Source organism: Yersinia enterocolitica subsp. enterocolitica, assembly GCF_901472495.1.
GTDB classification, from domain to species: domain Bacteria; phylum Pseudomonadota; class Gammaproteobacteria; order Enterobacterales; family Enterobacteriaceae; genus Yersinia; species Yersinia enterocolitica.
Window position 1 is genome coordinate 3,804,785 of sequence record NZ_LR590469.1, and the last position, 24,964, is coordinate 3,829,748.

The following is a 24,964-nucleotide window of genomic DNA, read 5'->3' on the forward strand; positions in this document are numbered from 1 at the left end:
ACTGCATCTCTCTGTTATAAGCCTGTTCGCTGCCTGATAAATAAAGGATTCTCACCATGATTGAGATGTCGCTGGAAAACATTAATGGGATAGAGGTCATTCATGCGGCCCCTGCGGGTCAGCGCCAGCAGCCGTTACCGACCATTTTCTTTTATCATGGCTACACCTCGTCAAAAGAAGTCTATTCCTATTTTGCCTATGCTTTCGCCCAAGCGGGTTTTCGCACTATAGCGCCGGATGCAGATAGGCATGGTGCGCGTTTTGACGGCAATGAAACTCAGCGGCTGTCTCATTTCTGGGAGATCCTCAAATCGAATATTGATGAACTACCTGGGCTTAAGCAGCATTATCAACAGGCTGGATTGATTGACGGTGATCGAATGGGTGTTGCGGGCGCATCACTGGGTGGCATGACCGCGTTAGGCGCGTTTGCTCGCTATCCGTGGGTCAGTGTCGCCGCCGATTTTATGGGGTCGGGTTATTTTACGTCGCTGGCGCATGCGTTGTTTCCCCCTTTGGATGCAGGACGGGAGCTTAGCCCGGCGCAGTTGGAACGTCGTCTGGCACCACTGGCAGATTATGATCTTTCCCATCAGTTGGAAAAAATTGCTGAGCGGCCTTTGTTGGTTTGGCATGGCGAAGCGGATGATGTGGTGCCAGCGGCGGAGAGTGCGCGCTTGGTTCAGGCGCTGCGTGTCAGCAGGCGTGATAACCACCTGACCTATCTTACAGAGGCGGGAATTGGTCATAAAATTACGCCAACAGCATTGAACGCAGGAACACGCTTTTTTAGCAAATATCTATAAAAAACCCCCGACAAGCGGGGGAATGGGAATGAGTATTGTCTTTTTTATAGGTGTTTCTCTGGTGTTGTATTTATCTATTGAATCTTAGCGATAGAGAACGGCATTAACGTGCATGGAACTGTTGTCGCCGGGTTCATGCATAGCAATTATCTGATAAGAGGTAGCACCGCGTTCATCAGCTAATTTACTGATTTGTGCAGTGGCATCATCAGGAGAAATGACATTGTGACCCAGTGACAGAGCACCGATACTGACGCGCTGTTGCTGCATAGCTTGTTGAGCGGTTATTTCTGTGGCGGCAAACGTGCTGGTTGATAATACCAAGCCGAGTGCGGCTGCGATGGCAACTGTATGTTTCATAGGTGACTCCAATATCTTATACCCATCATATTTCGAGCCGCAGGCGTGTTTGCTGCCGTCCTGCTACACGAATTATGTAGGGTATGTTTATATATTTTGAATAACTTTCAGTTAGCTGCGCCGCTTGTATCCCCGTCATCTTTCAACCTGTAGGTGTGTTGGCTGCTCTCGTTCACCCGAATCACTTACTTGAGTAAGCTCATCGGGGTTCTCTTGCTTGCCGCCTTCCTACATATTGAAATCTATTGGGGATGTGCGGTGGATGTAAATAATTCTAGTCGCTTTTGTTAATTTAAAAATAGGTGGCAATTGATTCACTTGGTCAAAAAAAGTGAATGATATTTATGTTGAGCTAATGATTTGATTGAAATATTTAGTAGACTAATGGATCTACATCCATTGGTTATTTAATGAACAAAAAGTGCGGTTTTAGTTGAGTAATGGTTAGAACAAGAATAAATCCCCGGCAGTCCTTGAGTTTCAAACCGTCCGCAAGTATAGTTACGCGTCATTTTTCAGCCGCACACAAACACGTTCCTTGCCTCCATGGGCCGCGGTTGACCCTATCAGGAGGCTGAATAATCCGTAAGGAGCAATAATCGATGCGTCATTACGAAATCGTTTTTATGGTCCATCCTGACCAAAGCGAACAGGTTCCGGGCATGATCGAGCGCTATAGTGCAACTATCACTAATGCTGCTGGTACGATCCACCGTCTGGAAGACTGGGGCCGCCGTCAACTGGCTTATCCGATCAACAAACTGCATAAAGCTCACTACGTTCTGCTGAACGTTGAAGCGCCGCAGGAAGCGATCGATGAGCTGGAAACAAACTTCCGCTTCAACGACGCCGTTATCCGTAGCATGGTTATGCGCGTTAAGCACGCGGTAACTGAAGCATCACCAATGGTTAAAGCGAAAGACGAACGCCGTGAGCGTCACGACTTCGCGTCAGAAGCCAATGATGATTCTGAAGCTGGGGATTCTGAAGAGTAATTGCCGTGGTGACCACTAATCGTCTGGTACTTTCTGGCACTGTGTGCAAGACACCGGTTCGAAAAGTAAGTCCTTCTGGAATTCCGCATTGTCAATTTGTGCTTGAGCACCGATCAACACAGCAGGAAGCCGGATTTAGCCGACAAACATGGTGCAGAATGCCCATCATCGTCAGCGGGCAAAAGTCACAAGCATTAACTCACAGTATAACGGTCGGCAGTCAGTTAACCGTTGAAGGCTTCATTAGCTGCCATCAAGGCCGCAATGGGCTAAACAAATTGGTTCTGCATGCCGAGCAGATTGAATTTATAGATTCTGGAGACTAGCCAAATGGCACGTTATTTCCGTCGTCGCAAGTTCTGCCGTTTTACCGCGGAAGGCGTTGTAGAGATTGATTATAAAGATATCGCTACGCTGAAAAACTATATCACTGAAAGTGGTAAAATTGTCCCGAGCCGTATTACCGGTACTCGCGCAAAATACCAGCGTCAGCTCGCCCGTTGTATCAAGCGCGCACGCTACCTGTCTTTGTTGCCGTACACTGATCGTCATCAGTAATCGGCCACTGTCCATTAACGACTTTGAGAGGATAAGGTAATGCAAGTTATTCTGCTTGATAAAGTAGCAAACCTGGGCAGCCTGGGTGACCAAGTGAACGTTAAAGCGGGCTACGCTCGTAACTTCCTGGTTCCACAGGGTAAAGCTGTTCCGGCAACTAAGAAAAACGTTGAGTTCTTTGAAGCACGCCGTGCAGAATTGGAAGCCAAATTGGCTGGCGTTCTGGCTGCTGCTGAAGCTCGCGCAACCAAAATTAACGAACTGGTCAGCGTCACCATCGCTTCTAAAGCAGGTGATGAAGGCAAACTGTTCGGCTCTATCGGTACTCGCGACATCGCTGATGCAGTTACTGCAGCTGGCGTTGAAGTAGCCAAGAGCGAAGTTCGTCTGCCGAATGGCGTTCTGCGTACCACTGGTGATCATGAAGTTCACTTCCAGGTACACAGCGACGTGTTCGCTAAACTGAACGTGATCGTGGTTCCAGAAGCGTAAGTTACGCTGCTGTAAACCTGTTAAAACGCCAGCCTCGTGCTGGCGTTTTGCTTTTTGGTCAAGGGACAAAAGGCCTTAGGGTGCCGCTGGCAACATAATATCAAATGCACACAGTTCAGGTGCCACCCCCGAACAGCTATAAATCTCAAGAAAAGTAGTCTGCTGATACCGCCAATGTGGTTTTCCACTGATAGATGCTCGCCAGGTTTGGTTATCAAAGTACATATCAATTAATTTACCTTCGGCTTGCAAGTTATAGGTACATTTTTGGAACCGTCCCTGATCAATAATATTATCTTCCCCACCATCACTATTGAGAATCAGAAGGGCTTCATGGAAACTCTTAATCGCGCTGTCCTGGGGAATTTCTCCTTGCACGGTACCAATCCACTCATCGACACCGGCAGTGGTTGCGGTATAGACTCCATTGTTGTGCTTGATAGTATCAATGGCTGGGCAATGCTGTGTTGCAAATGCGCTAAAGGGCATTAATAGCAACGCAAAAGGTAATTTATATTTCATCATCATCCCCTCTATTTATAAATACAGCCGTCTGCTAGTGGATGGCGTAAACCATCCAAAACAACTTAATTCGAGGGGCGTTCGGATGACAATATCAAAGAAAATAAGGCGTTAGATAGAAGGGGCTAGGTTGGCTACCATTAACGCACGCGACGATAGCTGCCATCGCTTTGGCGGGTAAACAGCACTTCGGTACTATTGGTGGTTTCAATAGCTAAAGCGGCGACCACGCCTTGTGCGTCCAGCATAATTTTGACTTCCTGGCCGGCTTTAAGGTTACTGAGCGGTTTATCATTACCTTCGGCTTGCGCCATGGCAAAAACTTCATTTACCGGCAAATTATTATCGCGAAATAACTGTGCCAGCGTTTTCCCTGCTTGAATTTGATAACTCTGCCAATTTCCTTGTAACGGGGGAGTCGCCTCAGGTGTAAGCGGAGGCGCCACCGTTGGAGGTGGCGGAGCATCAAGATTACCCTGTAATTGGGCCTGTAGTGGCACGTCTGTGGACGGTGCACTCACCGGGAATGCGCTATTGGTGTTATCACGGGAAACTGGCCACAACAGTGCCAGCAGCAATACTGTGGTTGCGATAATGACCCAGCGACGGTGAAAGTGAGGTAATGGCTCCATCCATGCAAAACTGTCCGGCAAGTGCCAGATTTTCAGCAGTAGTTTTTTAATCCCTTTTTCCTGTGCGGCGGTAGCGACAGTTTCAGGGGACACATTATTTTCAGTAGAGGTGATATCCTCAGCAGGAGAAATGTGTTCAGACGCACTGACTTCAGACATCAGATTGTGATCATCAACATTTTTAGCATCTGGCATTATTCTCTGCCTGATACTCAGCCAGGTGTGCAGCAGTGGCTGATAAACCCGAGTGCTTTTCCTTCTCCTGGGCGCGATTCTGCCCATGGTGACCTCTCTTCGGCTACGTAAAACTACATAAATAATAAAATGCTACTTTACCCATAGGCTTCTAAGTATAACCCTTCTTGCTTGAAGTTGGGTTAAGCCACTATCTGACTAATGGCAAAAAACAGAATATTATGATACCTAAACGGGGTATTCCCTATTAGCCTGCTGCCATTGTTTCTTTTTCTACGACAAAAGTCATCATTCGCGAAGCAAGATTTTACCGCGCTCCCCTGCTGCTGTTATGCTGGCGGCTTCGACATGATTAGCGACTAAAGGAAAATCCATGACAACCCCTTCTTTTGATAGCGTTGAAGCGCAAGCAAGCTACGGAATTGGTTTACAAATCGGGCAACAATTGCAAGAGTCCGGGCTGGAAGGTTTACTGCCAGAAACACTGTTGGCAGGTTTGCGTGACGCGATGGAAGGGAATGCACCGACCGTTCCTGTTGATGTTATACATCGCGCGCTACAGGAAGTGCATGAAAAAGCTGATAAAGTGCGTATTGAGCGCCAACAGGCTTTGGTAGAGGAAGGGAAAACATTCCTGGAAGAGAATGCCAAGCGTGATGACGTCACCACCACTGAATCTGGCTTACAATTCTCTGTATTACAGGCGGGTGATGGCCCAATCCCATCCCGTCAAGACCGTGTACGGGTGCACTATACTGGCCGTCTGGTGGATGGCACTGTATTTGATAGCTCAGTTGAACGTGGCCAACCTGCAGAATTCCCAGTTAGCGGTGTTATTCCGGGCTGGATTGAAGCTCTGTCCATGATGCCAGTTGGCTCTAAGTGGAAGTTGTACATCCCGCACAATCTGGCTTATGGCGAGCGTGGTGCTGGTGCGACGATCCCACCATTCAGCGCATTAATGTTTGAAGTGGAACTGTTGGAAATTTTATAATTTCCACGCGCAGCGATATGAGAAAGGGCGACGTGATGTCGCCCTTTTGCATTTTAATACTTCAATTCAGATTATTACTTCTGTAAATCTATTTTGTATACGGCGAAACCGATCTCGTCAGTACCCATTGCTTTCATTGGGTATTGCGCTTTTTGCTTAATAAATTCAGCGGCTTTGGTACTTGGTGAGGTTTCAAAACGAATATCCAGCGGCTGCTGACTATTCAGCGTCGCCAGACGCCAGTTGTTATCCGCTTGTGGGGTCACCTGCCCATGCTTTTTAGTTTCTGCACTGATATAAGCTGACAGAACCGCTCGGTTTTCATCTGGAGAGGCGAACGCAATATGACTATCACCGGTGCCAGCAAATTTACCGCTATAGGCGCGGTAGTTATTGGTGGCAATCAGGAATGTGGCTTGCGGATCAATAGGTTTACCATTAAACGTCAGGTTTTTGATGCGCTCAGCTTTGTCATTAATCAGCGCGCATTCGCCGTCATAGCGAGCAGGCTGGCTGACATCAATTTCATAGTTAACCCCATCGATAACATCGAAATTATAAGTACGGAAACTATCCCAGTTAATCAGTGATTGCGGTTTACTGCTATTCACATCAATTTGATTAAATTGTGCGGCGGAGCACTCCAGCCACTGCTTAACATCCGCGCCACTGGCTTTCACTACCACCAATGTGTTCGGGTAAAGATAGAGGTCGGCGGCGTTGCGGAAAGTCAGTTCGCCTTTTTCCACTTCGACAAAACTAGCAGGGTCATTTTTGCGGCCGCCGGCTTTAAATGGCGCAGCGGCGGAAAGTACCGGTAAATCGGCCAAGTCAGGATCGCCCTGAATAAAGTGCTCGGTATAGGCGCGCTGGGCATTATTGACAATTTGTACTGTCGGATCGTCTTGGATCAGCGACAGATAGCTATACATATTATCCGATGCTGTGCCGATCGGCTGGCTGACAAAATCACGGGTGCCTTGGTGATCGGCGGCTAACACTTTCATCAAGTTTGCATTTTCGGCGGCCAGCGATTTTTGTGTCGCTTTATCAAAGATAGGGCGGGCTTCGGCCTTGGCTTGAGTTACCTGCCATTGACCTTGGTCATTATTCAACACAAAATCAACCACTCCAAGGTGGTCACCCCACTGGCCTGGCATCACAGCTGGAATACCGTTTAATGTTCCCTGAGCGATATCTGCCCCTTTGATAGTGGCAAAGTCTTTACTCGGGAAAACGGCGTGGGCATGGCCAAACATAATGGCATCAATTCCTGGCACCTGGCTGAGGTAGTAAACCGAGTTTTCCGCCATAGTTTTGTAAGGGTCACTGGAGAGGCCGGAGTGGGGGATGGCGACCACTAAGTTGGCACCTTGCTTACGCATTTCCGGTACCCATTTTTTAGCAGTTTCGGTGATGTCATCGACGGTAACTTTGCCGGTAAGGTTGGCTTTATCCCATATCATGACTTGCGGAGGCACAAAACCAATGTAGCCAATACGCAGGTTATGGTTTTTACCGTCGCGATCCTTTACTGGGGTATCAACAATTAAATAAGGCTGAAACAGTGGCTTACCGGTTTTGACATCAATGACATTGGCATTCACATAGGGGAATTTAGCCCCCGCCAGTGATTTTTTTAGATAATCCAGACCATAATTAAATTCATGATTGCCGATGTTGCCCACGGCATAATCCAGTGTGTTCATTGCCTTATAAACAGGGTGAATTTCACCGGCCTTTAGCCCTTTGGCGGCCATATAATCGCCCAGTGGGCTGCCCTGAATCAGGTCGCCATTATCTACCAGCACACTGTTAGTGGCTTGTTGGCGAGCCGCTTCAATCAGACTTGCCGTACGAACCAGACCGAATTTCTCCGTAGGTTTGTCTTTGTAATAATCGAAATCCATCATATTGCTGTGCAGGTCGGTGGTTTCCAGTACTCGCAAATCAACAGTTGCGGCCTGCGCGGTTGAGGTTGTGAGAGCAATCAGGCTGGCAAGAAGGGATAACGTCAGCGGACGCTTAAACATGGCTTTCTCCATCGTGGCTTTTCCATTAAGAAAACAATTCGACCTGTATCGCAAAAGAATATGTAAATTTAATATACTCGTCATACTTCAAGCTGCATGTGCGTTGGCTGCCATCACTCACCCAAGTCATTGAGTTATCTCAACTCCTTGGGTTCATTTCGTTACCGCCTTCCCGCAACTCGAATTATTTAGGGTATAGGTCGTCATAACAAAGTGTGAAGTTTGGCAGAAAATGGTTTTGGATAACGCCAAGATGCTCACAGTTGCAGTAGGCAAATTTCCCTTATTTTATTGAGGGTTATCAGACAAAGGTGGCTATTTGGACGGAAAATAATTAGTCTGCCAAAGGGATGCTCGGCTTGGTAATGATTAATTTTTATTTTCGCTTTGCGTTCTAAAATGAATATAGAGCGAGTTCTTACTGGAACCCTTATTGATTTAAGCACCACTATCAATATTCGACATGACTCATAAAACCAAGGGGTGGATGATGTTAGAGCAAATTTGCCAGTTGGCCCGCGAGGCAGGCGTGGCGATTATGGCGGTCTATCAGGGGGAGAAGCCCCTTGATGTGGCCCATAAAAAAGATGATTCGCCCGTTACGGCGGCGGATCTTGCCGCCCATCAAATTATCAAAGCCGGGTTGGCGGCATTGACCCCTGACATTCCTCTGTTATCTGAAGAGGATCCACCGACTTGGGCAGTGCGCCAGCACTGGCAGCGCTATTGGTTGGTTGACCCACTGGATGGCACCAAAGAATTTTTGAGTCGCAATGGCGAATTCACCGTCAATATCGCTCTGATTGACCAAGGGGTACCAGTGCTGGGGGTAGTTTATGCTCCGGCGAGCGAAGTGATGTATAGCGCGGAAAACGGCCAGGCATGGAAAGAAGAGTGTGGTCGGCGTATGCAGATTGAGGTGCGTGATGCCATTCCGCCGCTGGTGGTTGTCAGCCGCTCTCACAGTGATGCTGAGTTGGAAGATTATTTGGCGCAATTGGGCGAACATCAGACGGTAGCGGTTGGTTCATCACTCAAGTTTTGTTTGGTCGCTGAAGGAAAAGCGCAACTATATCCTCGCTTTGGGCCGACCAATGTGTGGGACACCGCCGCTGGGCATGCAGTCGCCATAGCTGCCGGGGCACAAGTTCACGATTGGCAGGGTAAACCACTTTCTTATATCCCACGTGAATCTTTCCTGAACCCCGGCTTTAGAGTGTCTTTGTTCTAGTTTTACTGTTTCACAAGCTGGTGCAGTTGGTCGATGACCTGCTGCACTTCTTCTGCGGTCAGCGCACCGTCTTTGACAAACTTAACGTTTCCTTGTTGGTCCAGTACCACGATAGCCGACCCTTTCTCCGCTAAACCCCAGGCCTTTTTGACACTCCCATTGCTGTCGACCACAAACTGCGACCAGGGAAATTCCCGCTTATTGCTTTCAATGCTATTACGCACAAACATCGCGGTACCGATGATGGCGTCATCGGTATTAACGATTGTCGTCGTTTGGTAATGTTCGTGTGGCAAATTGGCGTGTTTAATAGCTTCCACCAACGGCGCATTCAGTTCTTTTGCTGATGTGCGGCCAGCAATATGCTGGACAACTCGCACTTTGCCGGGCAATTGCGAGCTATTCCAGTTTTTATAGCTAAACTGATCAGTAGCCTTATCGTAGTTTAATTCGCCTTTATCGCTGACACCTACTGGCGGAACCCGCTGGTCAAGTTGGATGGTGAGCGCGCTAGCCATAAAGGGGGTTAACAGCAGCGACAGTATAAGCAGGCTATTTTTTATCATGGGGTGTCCTTTAGGATCTTATGAATGGTGACTTAGTCCTGACAGCAGACAAGTTTCCCAATAATAGGTGCAGATCAGAGGTCTGTCCTGTTTGTCTAAAATAATTATTTCTAACACTGACTAGATGGTTATTCTGTCTTAAGCTCTCATTTTCTCTCACTCACACTGTAATATTATGTAAAGTCAGCATCAATGACTGGTTTTGCGGGAACTTAACTCCATACTCTAGGTCTATTACTCTGCAATTATCTTACGCTACCTGTGATCTTGGTCGCTAAGGCGCCAGAGGGTACGTACTAGTGCTATGGGAGGAAAGTAAAACAATGAGGATCTTCCAACGTTACAATCCGGCAAAAATCGCGATGTATGTCAAAACGCTATTTCGCGGTCGGTTGTATATCAAGGATATGGGGGCTTTTGAGTTTGATAAGGGCAAAATTTTAATCCCGAAAGTTAGGGATAAACGCCATTTTGAGGTGATGTCGGAAGTTAACCGGCAAGTGATGCGTTTGCAAACAGATACCCTTCTTTCTTGAAGTCACAGCGTTGTTAGCGGCACTCACTCACCCGAATCACTCACTTGAGTAAGCTCATCGGGGTTTATTCGCTTGCTGCCTAGCTGTAACTCCAATAACTTTGGGTATGATATCAGTCCGAACTGAATTAATTGCGGCTCCTAAATAGGAGCCGCTAATGTTTCAATCATCACAAAAATATCAGCGGTTATGCGTCACTGCTTTCATGCGGTGCTTTTGGCAATATTGGCGCTGGCTGATCACTGAGTTTGGTCACCAGTAACTGATCGATTTTATAGCTATCGATGTCCACTACTTCAAACTTATAACCGGCATATTTGACGAAATCAGTACGCTTTGGAATTTTGCGTAACATATACATCATAAAGCCGCCGATAGTTTCATAATTGCCCGATTGTGGGAATTCGTCGATATGCAGCACGCGCATGACGTCTTCAATTGGCGTACCGCCCTCAATCAGCCATGAGCTTTCATCACGGGCGACAATCTGTTCTTCCTGCCCTTGGCCGACCAAATCGCCCATCAAGGTAGTCATTACGTCATTCAACGTAATTATCCCAACGACCAAAGCATATTCGTTGAGGATAACCGCAAAGTCTTCACCGGCAGTTTTAAAGCTTTCCAGCGCTTCAGAAAGTGTCAGGGTATCTGGCACAATCAAGGCCGAGCGAATTTGCACCCCACTGCTCAGCACCAGGCTCTGGTTGCCCAACACTCGGTTGAGCAAATCTTTGGAGTCAACATACCCCACCACTTGATCGATATGACCATCGCAGACCAGGAATTTTGAATGCGGGTGGGTCGAAATCTTCTCTTTGATGCTGTCTTCGCTTTCCCGTAGATCAAAATAAATCACACTTTCGCGTGAAGTCATGGAAGAAGGGACGGTGCGGGATTCCAGTTCAAAAACGTTTTCAATCAGCTCGTGTTCTTGCTTGCGTAGCACCCCTGCCAATGCACCCGCTTCCACAACCGCGTAGATATCATCCGAGGTAATGTCATCATTGCGAACCATTGGTAGCTTGAATAGGCGGAAGATCAGGTTCGCCATCCCATTGAAGAACCAAACTAATGGGCGACAAATCATTATGCAGAAGCGCATCGGGTTGACGATCCGCACAGCAACTGCTTCAGGTGAAATCATACCGATGCGCTTCGGGGTTAAATCTGCAAACAGAATAAATAAGCTGGTTACCAGGACAAATGAGCAAATGAAACTGACTTGATCGGCAAGCTCAGGCGACATAAAACGTTCAAATACCACCTTGAAAGAGGGCGAGAATGCCGCATCACCGACAATACCACCGAGGATGGCGACGGCATTCAGCCCAATCTGAACCACGGTGAAGAAAATCCCCGGAGTTTCTTGTAATTTAAGTACTCGTAAGGCGTTGATATCGCCTTCATCTGCCAGAAGTTTTAATTTAATTTTTCGCGATGCTGCGAGTGAAATCTCTGATAACGAGAAGAAGGCACTCACTGCGATTAAAAATAGAATCAGTAAAATACTGTTTAACATAATCTGTCCGTGTCGTACCGACGATAGCGCCGGCGATCGTAAGGAAGGGCCATACTGTTATTTCGGTTAATTCAATTAGTTTCTAGATAACGGCAGAAAGTCGTTATCGGGCTGAGTAAACAGCCCGAAGTAGTATAACCCGTCTTACTTTAAGTTGCAGCGGTGTTAGTTACGTTCACTTACCCGAATCACTTACTTGAGTAAGCTCATCGTGATGCGTTCGCTTGCTGCCTACCTGCAACTCCAAGTCATTAGGGTTAGCAGCAGCGATGAGAGCGCCGCCAGCCTTACAAATTAGGAGGCATACAAACGCCGATACCGCCCAGGCCGCAATATCCCTGTGGATTTTTGTATAGATATTGCTGGTGGTCATCTTCGGCGTAGTAAAACGGCAGGGCAGCGGCAATCTCACTAGTGATAGCTCGGCTGTCACCTGCTTTTGTCATGGCTTGTTGGAACAGAGCCTGACTCTCTTGCGCTTGCGTTTCCTGCTCGGGGGTCAACACGTAAATAGCTGAACGATATTGCGTTCCGACATCTCCACCTTGACGCATTCCCTGAGCGGGATCGTGGTTTTCCCAGAAAATCTGCAATAGTTGCTTATAACTAATGATGGCAGGATCAAACACAACTCGAACCACTTCTGCGTGCGCGGTGCGGCCACTACACACTTCATGGTAGGTTGGATTTGGTGTGTATCCACCACTGTAACCCGCGGCGGTGCTATATACGCCCGGTTGTTGCCAAAACAGGCGCTCAACACCCCAGAAGCAGCCCATGGCGAAGATAGCAACTTCCATACCCTCGGGGACATGTGTCATGGAGTGTCCATTCACCACATGGAGAGTTGCGACCGGCATCGGTGTCAGTCGGCCCGGCAAAGCATTAGCCGCATCAATGACGGCAGTTTTATCAAAATTTTGCACCACAATAGACTCCGATGTTGACAGTGAATCCTAAGTTTACAGTAAATTGCTAACAAGATGTTTACAGTGAATGGCGATAGACAGTTGTATCTGATGGCGAGTTTGCACACAATAAGAGCCATTCCGCATAAATGTAGCGGCTTAAGGTAGAGTTTTAGGGGTTATAGGCTTTAATCGGTCTTTGTACGCGGGATAATATACTCGTCATACTTCAAGCTGCATGTGCGTTGGCTACGTTCAATCACCCGAATCACTTACAAAACAGTAAGCTCATCGGGTTTCTCTCGCTTGCCGCCTTCCTGCAACTCGAATTATTTAGAGTATAGTGTGTTTGATTGGGCTTTTTCACACACATGCCCGCAAGATCGTTTTTTACAGGAAAGTAGACCTAATCAGGAGTACGCGTGCCACGATACCCTATTCTGTGTTTTTTATGTGTATTGCTCGCCACACCTATCGCCTATGCCGCTAATGTGCGGTTGCAGGTTGAGGGGCTTAGCGGGGATTTAGAAAGAAACGTCAGGGCGCGTTTATCAACAATAAGTACTGATGAAGTCACGGCTGATGGGCGATTTCGTTCCAGGGTGGATGAAGCCATCCGTCAGGGGCTACGTGCTTTGGGTTATTACGACCCCACCATTACTTTCGATTTACAACAACGCCCTGCACCTGCTCGTTCGGTGTTAATCGCCAAAGTGGTTCCCGGAGAGCCGGTTTTGATTGCTGGTGTGGATATCGTGCTGCAAGGTGGCGCGAAAACCGATCCCGACTATCTGGCACTGGTGCGCCGCGATACCCCAAAAATTGGCTCGGTTCTTAATCATGGCGACTTTGATAATTTCAAAAGTTCACTGACTGGCCTGGCTTTACGCCGCGGTTATTTTGATGCCAATATGATCAAAAGTCAGTTGGGTGTTGCTGCTGAACTGCGCGAAGCATTCTGGGATATCGATTTCGACAGCGGCGAGCGCTATCGCTTCGGTAAAGTCATTTTCCAGGGCTCACAAATCCGTGAGGACTATCTGCAAAATCTGGTGCCATTTCATGAGGGTGAGCTGTACACCTCTGATGAGTTGGCCGAGTTGAACCGCCGCCTGTCCGCTACCAACTGGTTTAACTCTGTGGTGGTTTCGCCAGATTTTCATGATGCGAAAAAAACCAAAATATTGCCGCTTGATGCTGTTGTGACCCCTCGAACAGAGAATACTGTTGAGCTGGGGGGGCGGTTATGCCACGGATGTCGGCCCGCGCCTGACGGCGAGTTGGCGTAAACCTTGGGTGAACTCCTACGGGCACAGCCTGACGACGAGTACCACACTCTCGGCTCCTGAGCAGACGCTGGATTTCAGCTATCGCATCCCGCTGTTAAAAAATCCACTCGAACAGTATTACCTGTTACAGGGCGGGTTTAAACGCACTGATCTTAATGACACCAAATCAGATACTACGACACTCAACGTTGCTCGTTTCTGGGATTTATCCAGCGGTTGGCAGCGTGCGATCAACCTGCGCTGGAGTCTGGATCACTTTACTCAGGGTAGTGTGACCGACACCACCATGCTGTTGTATCCGGGGGTGAGCATTAACCGCACTCGCCAGCGTGGGGGAGCCATGCCGGTCTGGGGTGATAGCCAACGCTATTCCATTGATTGGTCGGATACCACCTGGGGATCTGATGTTGATTTCGGTATCTTCCAGGCGCAAAACGTGTGGATACGCACTCTGGGTGAGAAAAACCGCTTTGTGGCGCGTGGCAATTTGGGGTGGATTGAAACCAATGATTTTGACCGTGTACCGCCGTCATTGCGCTTCTTCGCCGGTGGGGACCGCAGTATTCGAGGCTATAAATTCCGTGATATTTCTCCGCGTGACAGCGAAGGTAAGTTAACTGGTGCTTCTAAATTAGCTACCGGTTCTTTCGAATACCAATATAACGTCACTGGCCGTTGGTGGGGGGCGGTGTTCGTCGATACCGGTGAAGCGGTAAATGATATTCGCAAAAGTGATTTAAAAACTGGCGCTGGGTTTGGCGTGCGTTGGGCTTCCCCGGTCGGCCCGATTAAACTGGATATCGCGAAGCCTATTGGTGATAACGAAGCACATGGCGTGCAATTTTACATCGGTTTGGGGCCTGAACTATGACTCGCATAAAAGAACCGACGCAAATAGAGGAACAGATGCCGGTAAAAAAACCGCTGCCGGTAAAGAAACTGAGGTGGGTAAAGCGACTCAGTATCGCATTTTTGCTCATTATTCTGTTGTTGGTGGGAACTCTGGCGGGCTTACTTGGTACCACCAGTGGTTTGCATTTTGTTATCAACAGTGCCGCGCGTTGGGTGCCTGGCCTGGATATAGCCAGTGTCAGCGGTGGCTGGCGAGATCTGACACTCAAAGGCATCCAATACCAAATGCCGGGCGTTACCGTGAAAGCGGGGCAGTTTCATCTGTCATTGCAGCTATCATGTCTGAAACGCAGTGAGCTGTGTGTTAATGCGCTGACAGCACAAGATGTGGATGTGGTAGTCGATACCAAAGCTATGGAACCTACCGCCCCCGCACCTGCCAGCACTGAACCTATGGCTGAATTGAGTACTCCGTATCCCATCACCCTACGTTTACTATCGCTGAATAATGTCAAAGTGACTATTGATGACACGGCGATTTCACTAAATGAATTCCGCACTGGCGCGCATTGGCAGCAGCGTGCATTGAACTTGATGCCGACTAAAATCAGTGGGTTATTGATTGCATTACCGAAAACAGTGCCCGCTATCGTCCCTGATGCGGCGAAGCCCGCAGTGGAAACCGCTATCGCCGTCAAAGAAGCGGTTGAGCAACAGGCTGCGGCCCCCGCGCCAGCCGAAACCCCTCTGGGTGAAACCTTAAAAGAGCTATTTGCCAAGCCACTATTACCCGATTTGCCAGATTTCCGGTTGCCGCTGGATTTACAGATTAAAGAGATTTCAGGGCAGCAGCTTCGGCTAACCGGTGACACCGATGTGCTTATCACCAGTCTGTTACTGCAAGCCAGCACTCAAGATAACCGCATCACACTGGATACACTGGATATCAAATCGCCACGGGGTGGGCTGTCTGCCCGTGGTGAGGCGACGCTAGCAGATACGTGGCCGCTGAGTATCACCGTCAACAGTGCGTTGAACATTGCGCCACTGAAGGGCGAAAAAGTGAAACTGACTGTGGGGGGCGGGTTACGCGAACAACTCAACGTCGCGCTTAATTTGTCCGGCCCGGTGAGCGCGCAATTGGAAGCTGAAACCGCGTTAGCACAGGCGGGGTTGCCCATGGCACTGACCCTGCAAAGTAAGCAACTACGCTGGCCACTGAGCGGCGAACCTCAATTTCAACTCGATAATCTCAGAATGCGGCTTAATGGGCAGGCGACAGATTACGCACTCTCAATCCGCTCGGACTTTAAAGGTACTGACTTGCCGCCCGCTATCTTCACATTGGACGGCAAAGGGAATGTTGAGCAATTCAATCTGACGCGTTTGCGCCTGGCAGCGCTGCAAGGTAATACCGATCTGACCGGTGTGGTGGATTGGAGTAAGGCGATCAGTTGGAACTCGGTATTAACTCTGTCAGGGATTAATACCGCCAAACAGTGGCCGGAGTGGCCGGCAAAACTGGATGGCAAGATTGTGACTCGCGGCAGTATTCATGGCGGCAGTTGGCAATTACAAGTGCCGGAGCTGACGTTGGACGGCAATGTGAAACAGAATCGCGTTACTGCTCGCGGTTCATTGACCGGTAATGCAGCAGGGCAGTGGCATATTCCGGGTATCAATCTGGCATTAGGCCGTAATAAGCTGGATGTCAAAGGTGACCTAAATGACAACTGGCTGCTTGATGCCAATGTCGATGCACCGCAGCTTGATGGCGCGTTGCCGGGATTGGGCGGCATTGTTAAAGGCACACTGAAATTACGCGGTAACCTTAAAGCGCCACAACTGTTGGCAGATCTCACCGCGAGCCGCCTGCAATGGCAAGAATTGACCATTAATCGGATCAAGATTGATGGTGATGTTCGCTCGACAGATCAAATTCAAGGCCAACTGGCCATTAGGGTTGAGCAGCTCAAGCAAGCCGATCTGGTGGTAAGCCTCCTAACGTTAGATGCCCGTGGCAGTGAAAAACAGCATCAGTTGCGCCTGAATATGCAGGGGGAGCCAGTTTCTGGCCAATTGGCGCTGGAGGGAAGCTTTGACCGGCAGCAAGAGCGCTGGCGCGGGACTCTCAATAACACGCGCTTTGATACGCCGGTAGGTGAATGGCGTTTAAGTCGAGCCATCGCATTGGATTACCAAAACACACTTGAGCGGGTCACCATCGGGCCACATTGCTGGCTTAATCCGAATGCGGAACTTTGTGTGCCGCGTGCGATTGAAGCAGGCCCGAGTGGGCAGGCGAGTGTGGTACTTAATCGCTTTGATTTAGCGATGATAAAACCGTTCCTTGGCCCGGATACCACTATGAGTGGTGTGTTTACAGGTCGGGCCGATGTGAGTTGGAAAGCTGGTGGTAGCTTGCCAGATGTGCGGGTATCACTCAGTGGCAATGGCGTCAAAGTTCAACAAATGGTACAGGGTAATCCTCTGCCGATCGCCTTTGAAACACTGAATTTAAATGGTGGTTTGGCTAATGGGCAGGTACGGGCCGACTGGTTGATTAAACTGGTGAATAATGGCCAATTCTCTGGACAGGTGCAGGTGGCTGACCCTGAGGGGCGGCGTAATCTATCCGGTAACATTGCTATCAGTAATTTCTCGTTGGCAATGATCAATCCTATCCTGAGTGATGGTGAAAAAGCCTCTGGCTTATTAAATGCCAATCTCCGTTTAGGCGGCAATGCGAAAAGCCCGTTAGTCTTTGGCCGGCTGGCGCTGGACAATGTGGATGTTGATGGGAGTTGGATGCCGTTTGATATCACCGAAGGGCGTCTGGTGATGAATTTCGACGGTATGACCTCGACGCTAGAGGGGCTAATTCGCACCTCGCAGGGGCAACTTAATCTATCCGGCGATGCCGACTGGCGTGATATCAATGCCTGGCGGGCCAGAATTGCGGCGAAAGGCAATAAATTACGGGTCACAGTCCCGCCAATGGTGCGGATTGATGTTTCTCCGGACATTGTTTTTGAAGCCACGCCGCAACTGTTTAGTCTTAATGGCTCGGTGGACATCCCGTGGGCGCGTATTACGGTGCAAGAAGTGCCGGAAAGCGCCGTCGGTGTCTCGCCGGATGAAGTGATGCTCAATAATGATTTGCAGCCTATTTCACCGCGCACAGCTGGTATCCCAATTAACAGCAACTTGGTTATTCATGTTGGTAATGATGTTCGCCTGAATGCATTTGGCCTGAAAGCGCGCCTACAGGGCGATTTGAAAATGATACAGGACCAGCGCGGCTTGGGCCTGAATGGGCAGATTAATATCCCATCCGGTAGTTTCCGCGCTTATGGTCAGGACTTGATTGTTAACAAAGGGGTATTGTTGTTCTCTGGGCCACCGGATCAACCGCTGCTTAATATTGAGGCAATCCGTAACCCTGATGCCACCGCCGATGGCGTGACTGCTGGTGTGCGTGTGACAGGTATGGCTGATTCACCACGGCTGGAAATATTCTCAGATCCGGCGATGTCGCAGCAAGAAGCGCTATCTTACTTGTTACGTGGGCAAGGGTTGGGCAATTCAGGAGCAGACAGCGGGCTGATGACTTCAATGTTGGTCGGCATGGGGGTTGCGCAAAGTGGTAAGCTTGTGGGTAAAATCGGCGAGGCATTTGGCGTCAGCAATCTGGCACTGGATACTCAAGGGGTTGGTGATAGCTCACAAGTGGTGGTGAGCGGCTATGTCACCAAAGATCTGCAAGTAAAATACGGTGTGGGTATATTTGATTCGCTGGCTACGTTAACATTACGTTATCGGTTGATGCCCAGGTTGTATCTGGAAGCGGTGTCTGGTATTGATCAGGCATTAGATGTGCTTTATCAGTTTGAGTTCTAACAATGCGAATTATTGTCTACGGTAGTTTACGGCGCAAGCAAGGTAACAGTCACTGGATGACGGACGCCCAATTGTTGGGCGAACATGACCTGGAAGGCTTTGATATGTACAACTTAGGTCATTATCCGGCAGTGGTTCCCGGAGATGGCACCGTGCATTGTGAAGTTTATCGGATTAACTCATCTATTATGAATGAGTTAGATGAACTGAAAAGTAATACCAAGGATTATCGGCGTGAATTGATCCAGACGCCTTACGGCAGTGCCTGGATATACCTTTACCGTTTACCGGTTGAAGGATTACCACGGATTTACAGTGGTGATTGGCTTAAGCGCCATGAAGAAAATGATAAGCCGCAACGCTAGATAAGCAAAAAAAACACCGCACAATGGCGGTGTTTGAGGTTAATGACAAAATACCCGTAACGGTGAAAACAGGCAGATCGTAAAGACGCCGTAAACCCCTCCCTGGGGGCTCGAGCCGCGCCGTCCCTGGCGCGGACGCTTTACTCTTCTACCTGCCTTCACCTTGCAACATCGAGTTATCGAGGTTTGTCAGCAGTCTGAAACACCGCACAATGGCGGTGTTTTTGCTATGTATTTTCTGTTATATAAAATAGAAAACTACTTTTTAGCGCGTTCGAAAGAGGACAGGATTTCGGCTTTAGCGGCAGCGGCATCTTCCCAACCGTCCACTTTCACCCACTTGCCCGTTTCCAGATCTTTGTAATGCTCAAAGAAATGTTTGATTTGAGCTTTCAGCAGCTCTGGCAAGTCTTGCACGTCTTTAACGTGGTCATATTCTTTGGTCAGTTTGCTGTGCGGAACCGCAACCAGCTTGGCATCTTCGCCTGCTTCGTCAGTCATTTTCAACACGCCAACTGGGCGGCAACGAATAACTGAGCCTGGCTGCAACGGATATGGCGTTGGTACCAGCACATCAACCGGGTCCCCATCTAATGACAAGGTATTGTTGATGTAACCGTAGTTGCACGGATAAAACATCGCAGTAGACATGAAGCGGTCTACAAACAGAGATCCAGTCTCTTTATCGATTTCGTATTTGATCGGATCCGCGTTCGCCGGGATTTCGATCACAACATAGATATCTTCTGGCAGGTCTTTACCTGCGGGTACTTGGTTCAAGCTCATGTCGGTTTCCTTTTATCAAACCAGAAATGGAGTGCTGGCTATTATAGCCAAGTCTTATCTGAATTCCTGTCCTTTTCACTGCTTGATGATGGTGATATTGCCTGAAACAAGGCCATTCCAGGGAGATAAAATACCGTCATTATCTAATTGCATCTATTTTAAGCTGTTTTTCCGGTGGTGGTTCAAGACGACTCTCTTAGCGCCGATAACTTAAGCAAATAATAAGACAGTCCACTGTACTGCTAACACTTTGTAATCTTAACCATTTGCACATAACCGGAAAAAACCGATGTTAAAAAAGATTACCATTAAGAATGGGCTTATTGCCCAGTTAAGCCTTATGTCATTGATTTTATTAATCGTCAGCGTAATTGGCATTAATTCAATCCAGGAAAGCTCACGCGCATTACAGGCCATCAATCAAATCCAAGGGGAGGAGCTGGGATCATTATCAAATAGCTTTACTGCTACATTAAGCGCCAGAACTGAGGCGGCATTGGCCATTCATCAATTAGAGATAGGCTTGATTGATGAGTCTTTGCAAACTGCAAAGCAGGCCGAAGAGTCACTGGCATTATCGCAAAGGGAGATGGCACGATTTGTCAGCGCAGTATCTGAGCGGGGAGAGGGGCAGGAACTGGCGACTAATATCCAAAAAAGTTATAAAAATTATGTTGATAAGGGCGTTATACCTATGCTGACGGCCATCAAGGCCGGTTACGCTGATGAGTATTACGAGGTGCTGGAAAAGAGCATTACCGATATCAGCAAAGCATTTAATAATGATGTCGCGACCTTTCGCAGTTATGCGTTGAATGCTGGTCATTTACAAATTGATAAAGCCAATAGTGCCGCCAAAATTAAATTAGCCATCATTGTGGCTGCGGGCATAATCACCTTAATTTCTGCGGTATTGGCGTGGTTTGCGCTTAAATACATCATTTTGCAGCCATTGGAGCAATCAATTCATCAGTTGGAATATATAGCTGATGGCGATTTAACTCACAATATCAACAGTGAGGGCAATACGGAGTTGGCCCGGCTGGCAAAAGCGCTGCAAACCATGCAGCAATCGCTGGTGGCGTCTGTCAGTAATGTGCGCGATGTCGGTGGTCAAATTGGTATTGGATCGCGAGAATTAGCCGCAGGTAATAACCATTTGGCGGAACGAACTGAAGAATCGGCATCTTCATTAGAACAGACTGCGGCCAGTATGGAGCAGTTGACCTCGACGGTGAAAATGAATGCTGAAAACTCGGATCAAGCCAATCGTCTGGCGATGAGTGTGTCGGATATCGCCAGTAAAGGCAGTAAAGTCGTCAGCCATGTTGTTGATAAAATGCAGGCGATTACCACCAGTTCACGCCGTATCTCCGATATTATTGCTGTGATTGACGGTATTGCGTTTCAGACCAACATCTTAGCGCTTAATGCGGCAGTTGAAGCCGCCAGAGCCGGAGAGCAAGGCCGTGGTTTCGCGGTGGTGGCGGGCGAGGTTCGCAATCTGGCTCAGCGCAGCGCACAATCAGCAAAAGAAATTAAAGACTTGATTGTTGAATCGCAAAATCGAGTGCGGGAAGGGGCGGATATGGCTGAATCCGCAGGGAAAACCATGCATGAGATTGCCGATGAAGTGAACCGAGTCACTGCATTGATGCGCGAAATCTCAGCTGCTTCTTATGAGCAAAGTAGCGGAATTGAGCAAGTGAATGTCGCGATAGCTCAGATGGATCAGGTGGCGCAGCAGAATGCCACATTGGTGGAGCAAGCGGCTGCGGCAACGCGTTCATTAGAGGAACAAGCCGATGCACTGTCAGCCAGTATGGCAGTATTTAAATTACAAGGTGATGAGCTGGCGGTCGTCGCATAAAAAAACAGCGGCTTAGTGGGCCGCTGTTGAGGTTAATGACAAAGTGCCCGTAACGGTGAAAACAGGCAGATCGTAAAGACGCCGTAAACCCCTCCCTGGCGCGGACGCTTTACTCTTCTACCTGCCTTCACCTTGCAAGATCGAGTCATTGGGTTTGTCAGCAGTCTGAAACAGCGGCTTAGTGGCCGCTGTTTTCTAATGTTAGCGATAGTTACTTAGCTTCTTCATCCGGGAATTTGGCGATAAAGCTTTCCGCATCTTCAACCATGGATTTAGTGCCCACGAAGAAAGGTGCGCGCTGGTGCAGTTTCTCCGGCACGATATCCAGAATGCGATTAACCCCATCAGTGGCTTTCCCACCGGCTTGTTCTGCCAGGAATGCCATTGGATTGCACTCATACAGCAAACGCAATTTACCTTGCGGATGGCTGGCGGTACTTGGGTAAATATAAATCCCACCTTTCAACAGGTTACGATGGAAGTCGGCAACCAGTGAGCCAATATAGCGTGAAGTGTATGGGCGCTGAGTGGCTTCATCTTGCTCTTGGCAATATTTGATGTATTTCTTCACACCCAATGGGAATTTAATGTAGTTCCCTTCGTTGATGGAATACATGCAACCGGTTGCGGGATAACGCACTTTTTCGCCGGATAAACAGAAAACGCCCAGCGATGGATCATAAGTGAAGGTATGGACGCCATAACCGGTGGTATACACCAACATGGTTGACGAGCCGTACACCACATAGCCTGCCGCAACTTGCTTAGTGCCCGGTTGCAGGAAGTCTGCTTCAGTAATCGGTGTGCCAAATGGGGTGATGCGACGATAGATGGAGAAAATAGTACCGACGGACACATTCACGTCAATATTTGAAGAACCATCCAGCGGATCCATCAGAACCACATATTTGGCATTTTCTGCGCGGCCACCATCAAAGATAACAATGTCATCTTCTTCTTCTGAGGCGATACCGGCCACTTCGCCACGCGCTTTTAGGGCTGCTTTCAACTTTTCATTGGCAAACAGATCGAGTTTCATCTGGTCTTCGCCTTGAATATTTGAAACACCGCTCGCACCTAAAATATCAACCAGACCTGCTTTGTTGATGTCGCGATGAATGATTTTTGCGCCGAGTTTGATTGCTGAAAGTAATGCAGTTAATTCGCCGGTGGCGTGAGAGAAGTCTAACTGTTTCTCAACGATGAATTCGCCTAACGTTTTCATGACACAATCCCTGAATCTACGGTTAAATATCGATTTATTAACGAACAACTCACTTAATGGCAGCAGTGTAGCCCAAAGGTAAGAATTATTCATAGGCAATTCCATTTCTTCTCTTTGATTCTGAGCGGTAGAATGGTGGCAAACTCGAAGCTATTAATACGGAAAATTTATGCGCATTCACATATTAGGTATCTGCGGCACTTTCATGGGCGGCTTGGCTATGCTCGCCCGTTCATTAGGTCATGAAGTGACGGGATCGGATGCTAACGTGTATCCGCCGATGAGCACACAGTTGGAGAACCAAGGGATCGACTTGATCCAGGGATATGACCCAGCTCAGCTGAAACCAACACCGGATCTCGTTATTATCGGCAATGCCATGACCCGTGGTAATCCTTGCGTTGAAGCGGTATTGGAACAAGGTATCCCGTATGTGTCTGGCCCACAATGGCTGCATGACCATGTGTTGCCGGAGCGCTGGGTATTGGCAATCGCCGGTACACACGGCAAGACCACCACTGCTGGGATGGTAGCCTGGATTCTGGAAGCTTGCGGTTATGAGCCTGGTTTTGTCATTGGTGGTGTGCCTGGTAATTTCGATGTTTCAGCTCGTTTAGGCAATAGCCCATTCTTTGTCATCGAAGCTGATGAATATGATTGCGCCTTCTTTGATAAGCGTTCCAAATTTGTTCATTACAGCCCAAGAACTTTGGTGATGAATAACCTTGAGTTTGATCATGCTGATATCTTTGATGATCTTAATGCGATCCAGAAGCAATTTCATCATCTGGTGCGCCTGGTGCCACCAGGAACAGGCAGAATCATTATTCCGGGTAATGACAACCATCTCAAACAAGTAATGGCGATGGGCTGCTGGAGTGAACAAGAACTGGTGGGGGAAACGGGCCGTTGGTTTGCACGTAAAGTCGCAGTAGATGCCAGTGTCTTTGAAGTGTTCCTCGACAATAAATTGGTGGGCGAGGTCAGTTGGTCATTGGTGGGTGAGCATAATATGCATAATGGCTTAATGGCTATTGCTGCTGCTCGGCATGTAGGCGTACTACCGGCTGCAGCTTGTCGGGCGCTGGGGGATTTTATTAATGCCCGTCGCCGGTTGGAATTACGCGGTGAAGCCCATGGTGTCACGGTTTATGATGATTTTGCCCATCATCCTACAGCAATTCTTGCGACACTGGCGGCGCTGCGCAGTAAAGTCGGCGGAACAGCACGAATTCTGGCGGTACTGGAGCCGCGTTCTAACACCATGAAGTTGGGGATGTGTAGAAACGAATTGGCACCGTCATTAGGCCGTGCAGATGAAGTATTCTTGTTCCAGCCGCAGCATATTCCATGGCAAGTGGTCGAAGTTGCCGAAGCCTGTATTCAGCCAGCGTATTGGAGTGCTGATATTGATACGTTAGTTGATATGGTTGTCAAAACAGCCCAACCAGGGGATCACATTCTGGTGATGAGTAATGGCGGCTTTGGCGGTATTCATGACAAATTATTGAGTGCTTTGAGTCAAAAAGCAGAGTATGAGGCACAGTCTCAGGAGTAAGCAGGATAAAAAAAGCCCCCGCATAGCGGGGGTAAAAGGGTTCGTCGGATAGACGACGAGGGATTATTCTGTTGCGGTAGTGATCTAATACATCTGTTAAATCAATATCATTTCCAATGAGTATTCTATTCAATAGTCAGAAAATTCATCTTTGTGTTAATTTTCAACCTATTGAATAAACCATCGAAATATTAAAAACCTAAAATAGAAAGTATGCCCCTTATTACGGGGCATTTACTTTTATTTCTTAAACTTACTTGTAGATCTCAGCAGTGGCATGCCAATTGTTCTCTTCACGAGCTTCAATCACTTTGTAAGCTTTAGCGCCCATTGCATCGGCTTTCTCAGACAGTGCCTGGCGAATATCAGAAGGTGCACCATTCAGGCCACTGACGGTAATAGTCCCCATCGGCTGTAAGTTAGCGGCTTGATTTTCACTGATTGAATCAGCTGCAAAAACACCAAATGACAATGCAGATAGAATGCTCATGGTTGCGATAGTAGTTTTAACTTTCATATTATTACCTCTATTTATTCTTTTATCACTTCACAGGAAGTGTGATTTACGTCACGAAAATGAGTATACAGCTAGTAACTGAGAATATTAATAGCCAGCTAATAATATTTGTCGTCACTTTCTCGTAAGTTATTACTTTTTAATAACCAAAAGGAATAAAAACTGATTAAAAAACAGCAGTTTTAAGAAAAAATAGTGTTTTTTCAATGCGATAAGTGTTTTTGACTAAAAGTGCGAAAGAGTATGGTGACTTTG

The 24,964-nt window shown here is 48.0% G+C and carries 22 protein-coding genes and 1 pseudogene; 13 read left to right on the forward strand and 10 right to left on the reverse strand.

The window, feature by feature from the left end:
* The first annotated feature begins 56 nt into the window (after positions 1-56).
* Positions 57-806 (forward strand): esterase, encoded by a 750-nt coding sequence (gene yjfP / locus FGL26_RS18030; protein WP_005175483.1) that lies wholly within the window; start codon positions 57-59, stop codon positions 804-806.
* Positions 807-890: 84 nt separating this feature from the next.
* Here the strand turns inward: yjfP and FGL26_RS18035 are convergent, their stop codons facing one another.
* Complete coding sequence (locus tag FGL26_RS18035; protein WP_005175480.1) at positions 891-1,166, reverse strand: YdgH/BhsA/McbA family protein; 276 nt, start codon at positions 1,164-1,166, stop codon at positions 891-893.
* 602 nt (positions 1,167-1,768) lie between these two features.
* Here FGL26_RS18035 and rpsF point away from each other — a divergent pair.
* Genes rpsF through rplI form a run of 4 tightly spaced genes read left to right on the forward strand, consistent with a single transcriptional unit; the run spans position 1,769 to position 3,211 of the window.
* Positions 1,769-2,161 (forward strand): 30S ribosomal protein S6, encoded by a 393-nt coding sequence (rpsF, locus tag FGL26_RS18045; RefSeq protein ID WP_002210153.1) that lies wholly within the window; start codon positions 1,769-1,771, stop codon positions 2,159-2,161.
* Between the two features lie 5 nt (positions 2,162-2,166).
* Positions 2,167-2,487, forward strand: a complete 321-nt coding sequence (gene priB, locus FGL26_RS18050) for a primosomal replication protein N (protein WP_020282467.1) — start codon at positions 2,167-2,169, stop codon at positions 2,485-2,487.
* 4 nt (positions 2,488-2,491) lie between these two features.
* Complete coding sequence (gene rpsR / locus FGL26_RS18055) at positions 2,492-2,719, forward strand: 30S ribosomal protein S18 (RefSeq protein WP_002210155.1); 228 nt, start codon at positions 2,492-2,494, stop codon at positions 2,717-2,719.
* 39 nt (positions 2,720-2,758) lie between these two features.
* On the forward strand, positions 2,759-3,211 hold the full coding sequence (gene rplI, locus FGL26_RS18060; RefSeq protein WP_005175476.1) for a 50S ribosomal protein L9: 453 nt from the start codon (positions 2,759-2,761) through the stop codon (positions 3,209-3,211).
* Positions 3,212-3,286: 75 nt separating this feature from the next.
* Here the strand turns inward: rplI and FGL26_RS18065 are convergent, their stop codons facing one another.
* Both FGL26_RS18065 and FGL26_RS18070 read right to left on the reverse strand, forming a co-directional pair.
* Positions 3,287-3,736 carry a DUF3757 domain-containing protein gene (locus FGL26_RS18065; RefSeq protein WP_072075733.1) on the reverse strand — a complete coding sequence of 150 codons (450 nt, stop codon included), beginning with the start codon at positions 3,734-3,736 and terminating at the stop codon, positions 3,287-3,289.
* 137 nt (positions 3,737-3,873) lie between these two features.
* On the reverse strand, positions 3,874-4,647 hold the full coding sequence (locus FGL26_RS18070) for a LysM-like peptidoglycan-binding domain-containing protein (RefSeq protein WP_005175470.1): 774 nt from the start codon (positions 4,645-4,647) through the stop codon (positions 3,874-3,876).
* 286 nt (positions 4,648-4,933) lie between these two features.
* On the opposite strand from FGL26_RS18070, the gene bamJ reads away from it, so the two are divergent.
* The gene (gene bamJ / locus FGL26_RS18075) at positions 4,934-5,554 is read left to right on the forward strand and encodes a BamJ family beta-barrel-assembly machinery protein (RefSeq protein ID WP_005175467.1); all 621 of its coding nucleotides are present in this window, start codon (positions 4,934-4,936) and stop codon (positions 5,552-5,554) included.
* Positions 5,555-5,628: 74 nt separating this feature from the next.
* On the opposite strand, the gene FGL26_RS18080 is transcribed toward bamJ, so the two are convergent.
* Positions 5,629-7,599, reverse strand: a complete 1,971-nt coding sequence (locus FGL26_RS18080; protein ID WP_032912922.1) for a bifunctional 2',3'-cyclic-nucleotide 2'-phosphodiesterase/3'-nucleotidase — start codon at positions 7,597-7,599, stop codon at positions 5,629-5,631.
* A 478-nt stretch (positions 7,600-8,077) separates the two neighbouring features.
* Between FGL26_RS18080 and cysQ the strand changes: the two genes are divergently transcribed.
* Positions 8,078-8,818, forward strand: coding sequence for a 3'(2'),5'-bisphosphate nucleotidase CysQ (gene cysQ / locus FGL26_RS18085; RefSeq protein WP_005175462.1), 741 nt, complete (start codon positions 8,078-8,080; stop codon positions 8,816-8,818).
* 2 nt (positions 8,819-8,820) lie between these two features.
* Here cysQ and FGL26_RS18090 read toward each other — a convergent pair whose 3' ends face one another.
* The gene (locus tag FGL26_RS18090; RefSeq protein ID WP_032908738.1) at positions 8,821-9,384 is read right to left on the reverse strand and encodes a YtfJ family protein; all 564 of its coding nucleotides are present in this window, start codon (positions 9,382-9,384) and stop codon (positions 8,821-8,823) included.
* Between the two features lie 323 nt (positions 9,385-9,707).
* Here FGL26_RS18090 and FGL26_RS18095 point away from each other — a divergent pair, with 323 nt between their 5' ends.
* A complete protein-coding gene (locus FGL26_RS18095) occupies positions 9,708-9,920 on the forward strand; it encodes a DUF1107 domain-containing protein (RefSeq protein ID WP_005175427.1) in 213 nt (70 codons plus the stop codon).
* 187 nt (positions 9,921-10,107) lie between these two features.
* Here the strand turns inward: FGL26_RS18095 and paeA are convergent, their stop codons facing one another.
* Positions 10,108-11,439 (reverse strand): polyamine export protein PaeA, encoded by a 1,332-nt coding sequence (gene paeA, locus FGL26_RS18100; RefSeq protein ID WP_005175426.1) that lies wholly within the window; start codon positions 11,437-11,439, stop codon positions 10,108-10,110.
* Positions 11,440-11,726: 287 nt separating this feature from the next.
* Positions 11,727-12,365: a peptide-methionine (S)-S-oxide reductase MsrA gene (msrA, locus tag FGL26_RS18105; RefSeq protein WP_005175425.1), complete on the reverse strand. Its 639-nt coding sequence runs from the start codon at positions 12,363-12,365 to the stop codon at positions 11,727-11,729.
* A gap of 404 nt (positions 12,366-12,769) precedes the next feature.
* On the opposite strand from msrA, the pseudogene tamA reads away from it, so the two are divergent.
* From tamA to FGL26_RS18120, 3 genes and pseudogenes are all read left to right on the forward strand, one after another.
* Positions 12,770-14,507 (forward strand): annotated as a pseudogene (gene tamA, locus FGL26_RS18110) (autotransporter assembly complex protein TamA).
* Between the two features lie 68 nt (positions 14,508-14,575).
* Complete coding sequence (gene tamB, locus FGL26_RS18115; RefSeq protein WP_086017227.1) at positions 14,576-18,388, forward strand: autotransporter assembly complex protein TamB; 3,813 nt, start codon at positions 14,576-14,578, stop codon at positions 18,386-18,388.
* A 2-nt stretch (positions 18,389-18,390) separates the two neighbouring features.
* Entirely contained in the window at positions 18,391-18,753 is a 363-nt protein-coding gene (locus tag FGL26_RS18120) for a gamma-glutamylcyclotransferase family protein (RefSeq protein WP_005156325.1), read from the forward strand.
* A 258-nt stretch (positions 18,754-19,011) separates the two neighbouring features.
* On the opposite strand, the gene ppa is transcribed toward FGL26_RS18120, so the two are convergent.
* Entirely contained in the window at positions 19,012-19,539 is a 528-nt protein-coding gene (gene ppa / locus FGL26_RS18125; protein ID WP_002210169.1) for an inorganic diphosphatase, read from the reverse strand.
* 289 nt (positions 19,540-19,828) lie between these two features.
* Between ppa and FGL26_RS18130 the strand changes: the two genes are divergently transcribed.
* Positions 19,829-21,409 (forward strand): methyl-accepting chemotaxis protein, encoded by a 1,581-nt coding sequence (locus FGL26_RS18130; protein ID WP_005175422.1) that lies wholly within the window; start codon positions 19,829-19,831, stop codon positions 21,407-21,409.
* Positions 21,410-21,620: 211 nt separating this feature from the next.
* On the opposite strand, the gene fbp is transcribed toward FGL26_RS18130, so the two are convergent.
* On the reverse strand, positions 21,621-22,634 hold the full coding sequence (fbp, locus tag FGL26_RS18135; RefSeq protein WP_005175420.1) for a class 1 fructose-bisphosphatase: 1,014 nt from the start codon (positions 22,632-22,634) through the stop codon (positions 21,621-21,623).
* 169 nt (positions 22,635-22,803) lie between these two features.
* Between fbp and mpl the strand changes: the two genes are divergently transcribed.
* Positions 22,804-24,192 (forward strand): UDP-N-acetylmuramate:L-alanyl-gamma-D-glutamyl-meso-diaminopimelate ligase, encoded by a 1,389-nt coding sequence (mpl, locus tag FGL26_RS18140; protein WP_005175418.1) that lies wholly within the window; start codon positions 22,804-22,806, stop codon positions 24,190-24,192.
* Between the two features lie 253 nt (positions 24,193-24,445).
* Here mpl and yhcN read toward each other — a convergent pair whose 3' ends face one another.
* The gene (yhcN, locus tag FGL26_RS18145; protein WP_005175416.1) at positions 24,446-24,709 is read right to left on the reverse strand and encodes a peroxide/acid stress response protein YhcN; all 264 of its coding nucleotides are present in this window, start codon (positions 24,707-24,709) and stop codon (positions 24,446-24,448) included.
* Positions 24,710-24,964 lie beyond the last annotated feature (255 nt).

Coding starts and splice junctions, on each gene's coding strand:
- cysQ (WP_005175462.1), top strand. CDS start 8,078: ATGTTAGAGCAAATTTGCCAGTTGGCCCGCGAGGCAGGCGTGGCGATT.
- rplI (WP_005175476.1), top strand. CDS start 2,759: ATGCAAGTTATTCTGCTTGATAAAGTAGCAAACCTGGGCAGCCTGGGT.
- yhcN (WP_005175416.1), bottom strand. CDS start 24,709: ATGAAAGTTAAAACTACTATCGCAACCATGAGCATTCTATCTGCATTG.
- FGL26_RS18070 (WP_005175470.1), bottom strand. CDS start 4,647: ATGGGCAGAATCGCGCCCAGGAGAAGGAAAAGCACTCGGGTTTATCAG.
- FGL26_RS18130 (WP_005175422.1), top strand. CDS start 19,829: ATGTTAAAAAAGATTACCATTAAGAATGGGCTTATTGCCCAGTTAAGC.
- rpsR (WP_002210155.1), top strand. CDS start 2,492: ATGGCACGTTATTTCCGTCGTCGCAAGTTCTGCCGTTTTACCGCGGAA.
- mpl (WP_005175418.1), top strand. CDS start 22,804: ATGCGCATTCACATATTAGGTATCTGCGGCACTTTCATGGGCGGCTTG.
- FGL26_RS18120 (WP_005156325.1), top strand. CDS start 18,391: ATGCGAATTATTGTCTACGGTAGTTTACGGCGCAAGCAAGGTAACAGT.
- FGL26_RS18035 (WP_005175480.1), bottom strand. CDS start 1,166: ATGAAACATACAGTTGCCATCGCAGCCGCACTCGGCTTGGTATTATCA.
- FGL26_RS18095 (WP_005175427.1), top strand. CDS start 9,708: ATGAGGATCTTCCAACGTTACAATCCGGCAAAAATCGCGATGTATGTC.
- bamJ (WP_005175467.1), top strand. CDS start 4,934: ATGACAACCCCTTCTTTTGATAGCGTTGAAGCGCAAGCAAGCTACGGA.
- rpsF (WP_002210153.1), top strand. CDS start 1,769: ATGCGTCATTACGAAATCGTTTTTATGGTCCATCCTGACCAAAGCGAA.
- yjfP (WP_005175483.1), top strand. CDS start 57: ATGATTGAGATGTCGCTGGAAAACATTAATGGGATAGAGGTCATTCAT.
- paeA (WP_005175426.1), bottom strand. CDS start 11,439: ATGTTAAACAGTATTTTACTGATTCTATTTTTAATCGCAGTGAGTGCC.
- fbp (WP_005175420.1), bottom strand. CDS start 22,634: ATGAAAACGTTAGGCGAATTCATCGTTGAGAAACAGTTAGACTTCTCT.
- FGL26_RS18065 (WP_072075733.1), bottom strand. CDS start 3,736: ATGATGAAATATAAATTACCTTTTGCGTTGCTATTAATGCCCTTTAGC.
- FGL26_RS18090 (WP_032908738.1), bottom strand. CDS start 9,384: ATGATAAAAAATAGCCTGCTTATACTGTCGCTGCTGTTAACCCCCTTT.
- ppa (WP_002210169.1), bottom strand. CDS start 19,539: ATGAGCTTGAACCAAGTACCCGCAGGTAAAGACCTGCCAGAAGATATC.
- FGL26_RS18080 (WP_032912922.1), bottom strand. CDS start 7,599: ATGGAGAAAGCCATGTTTAAGCGTCCGCTGACGTTATCCCTTCTTGCC.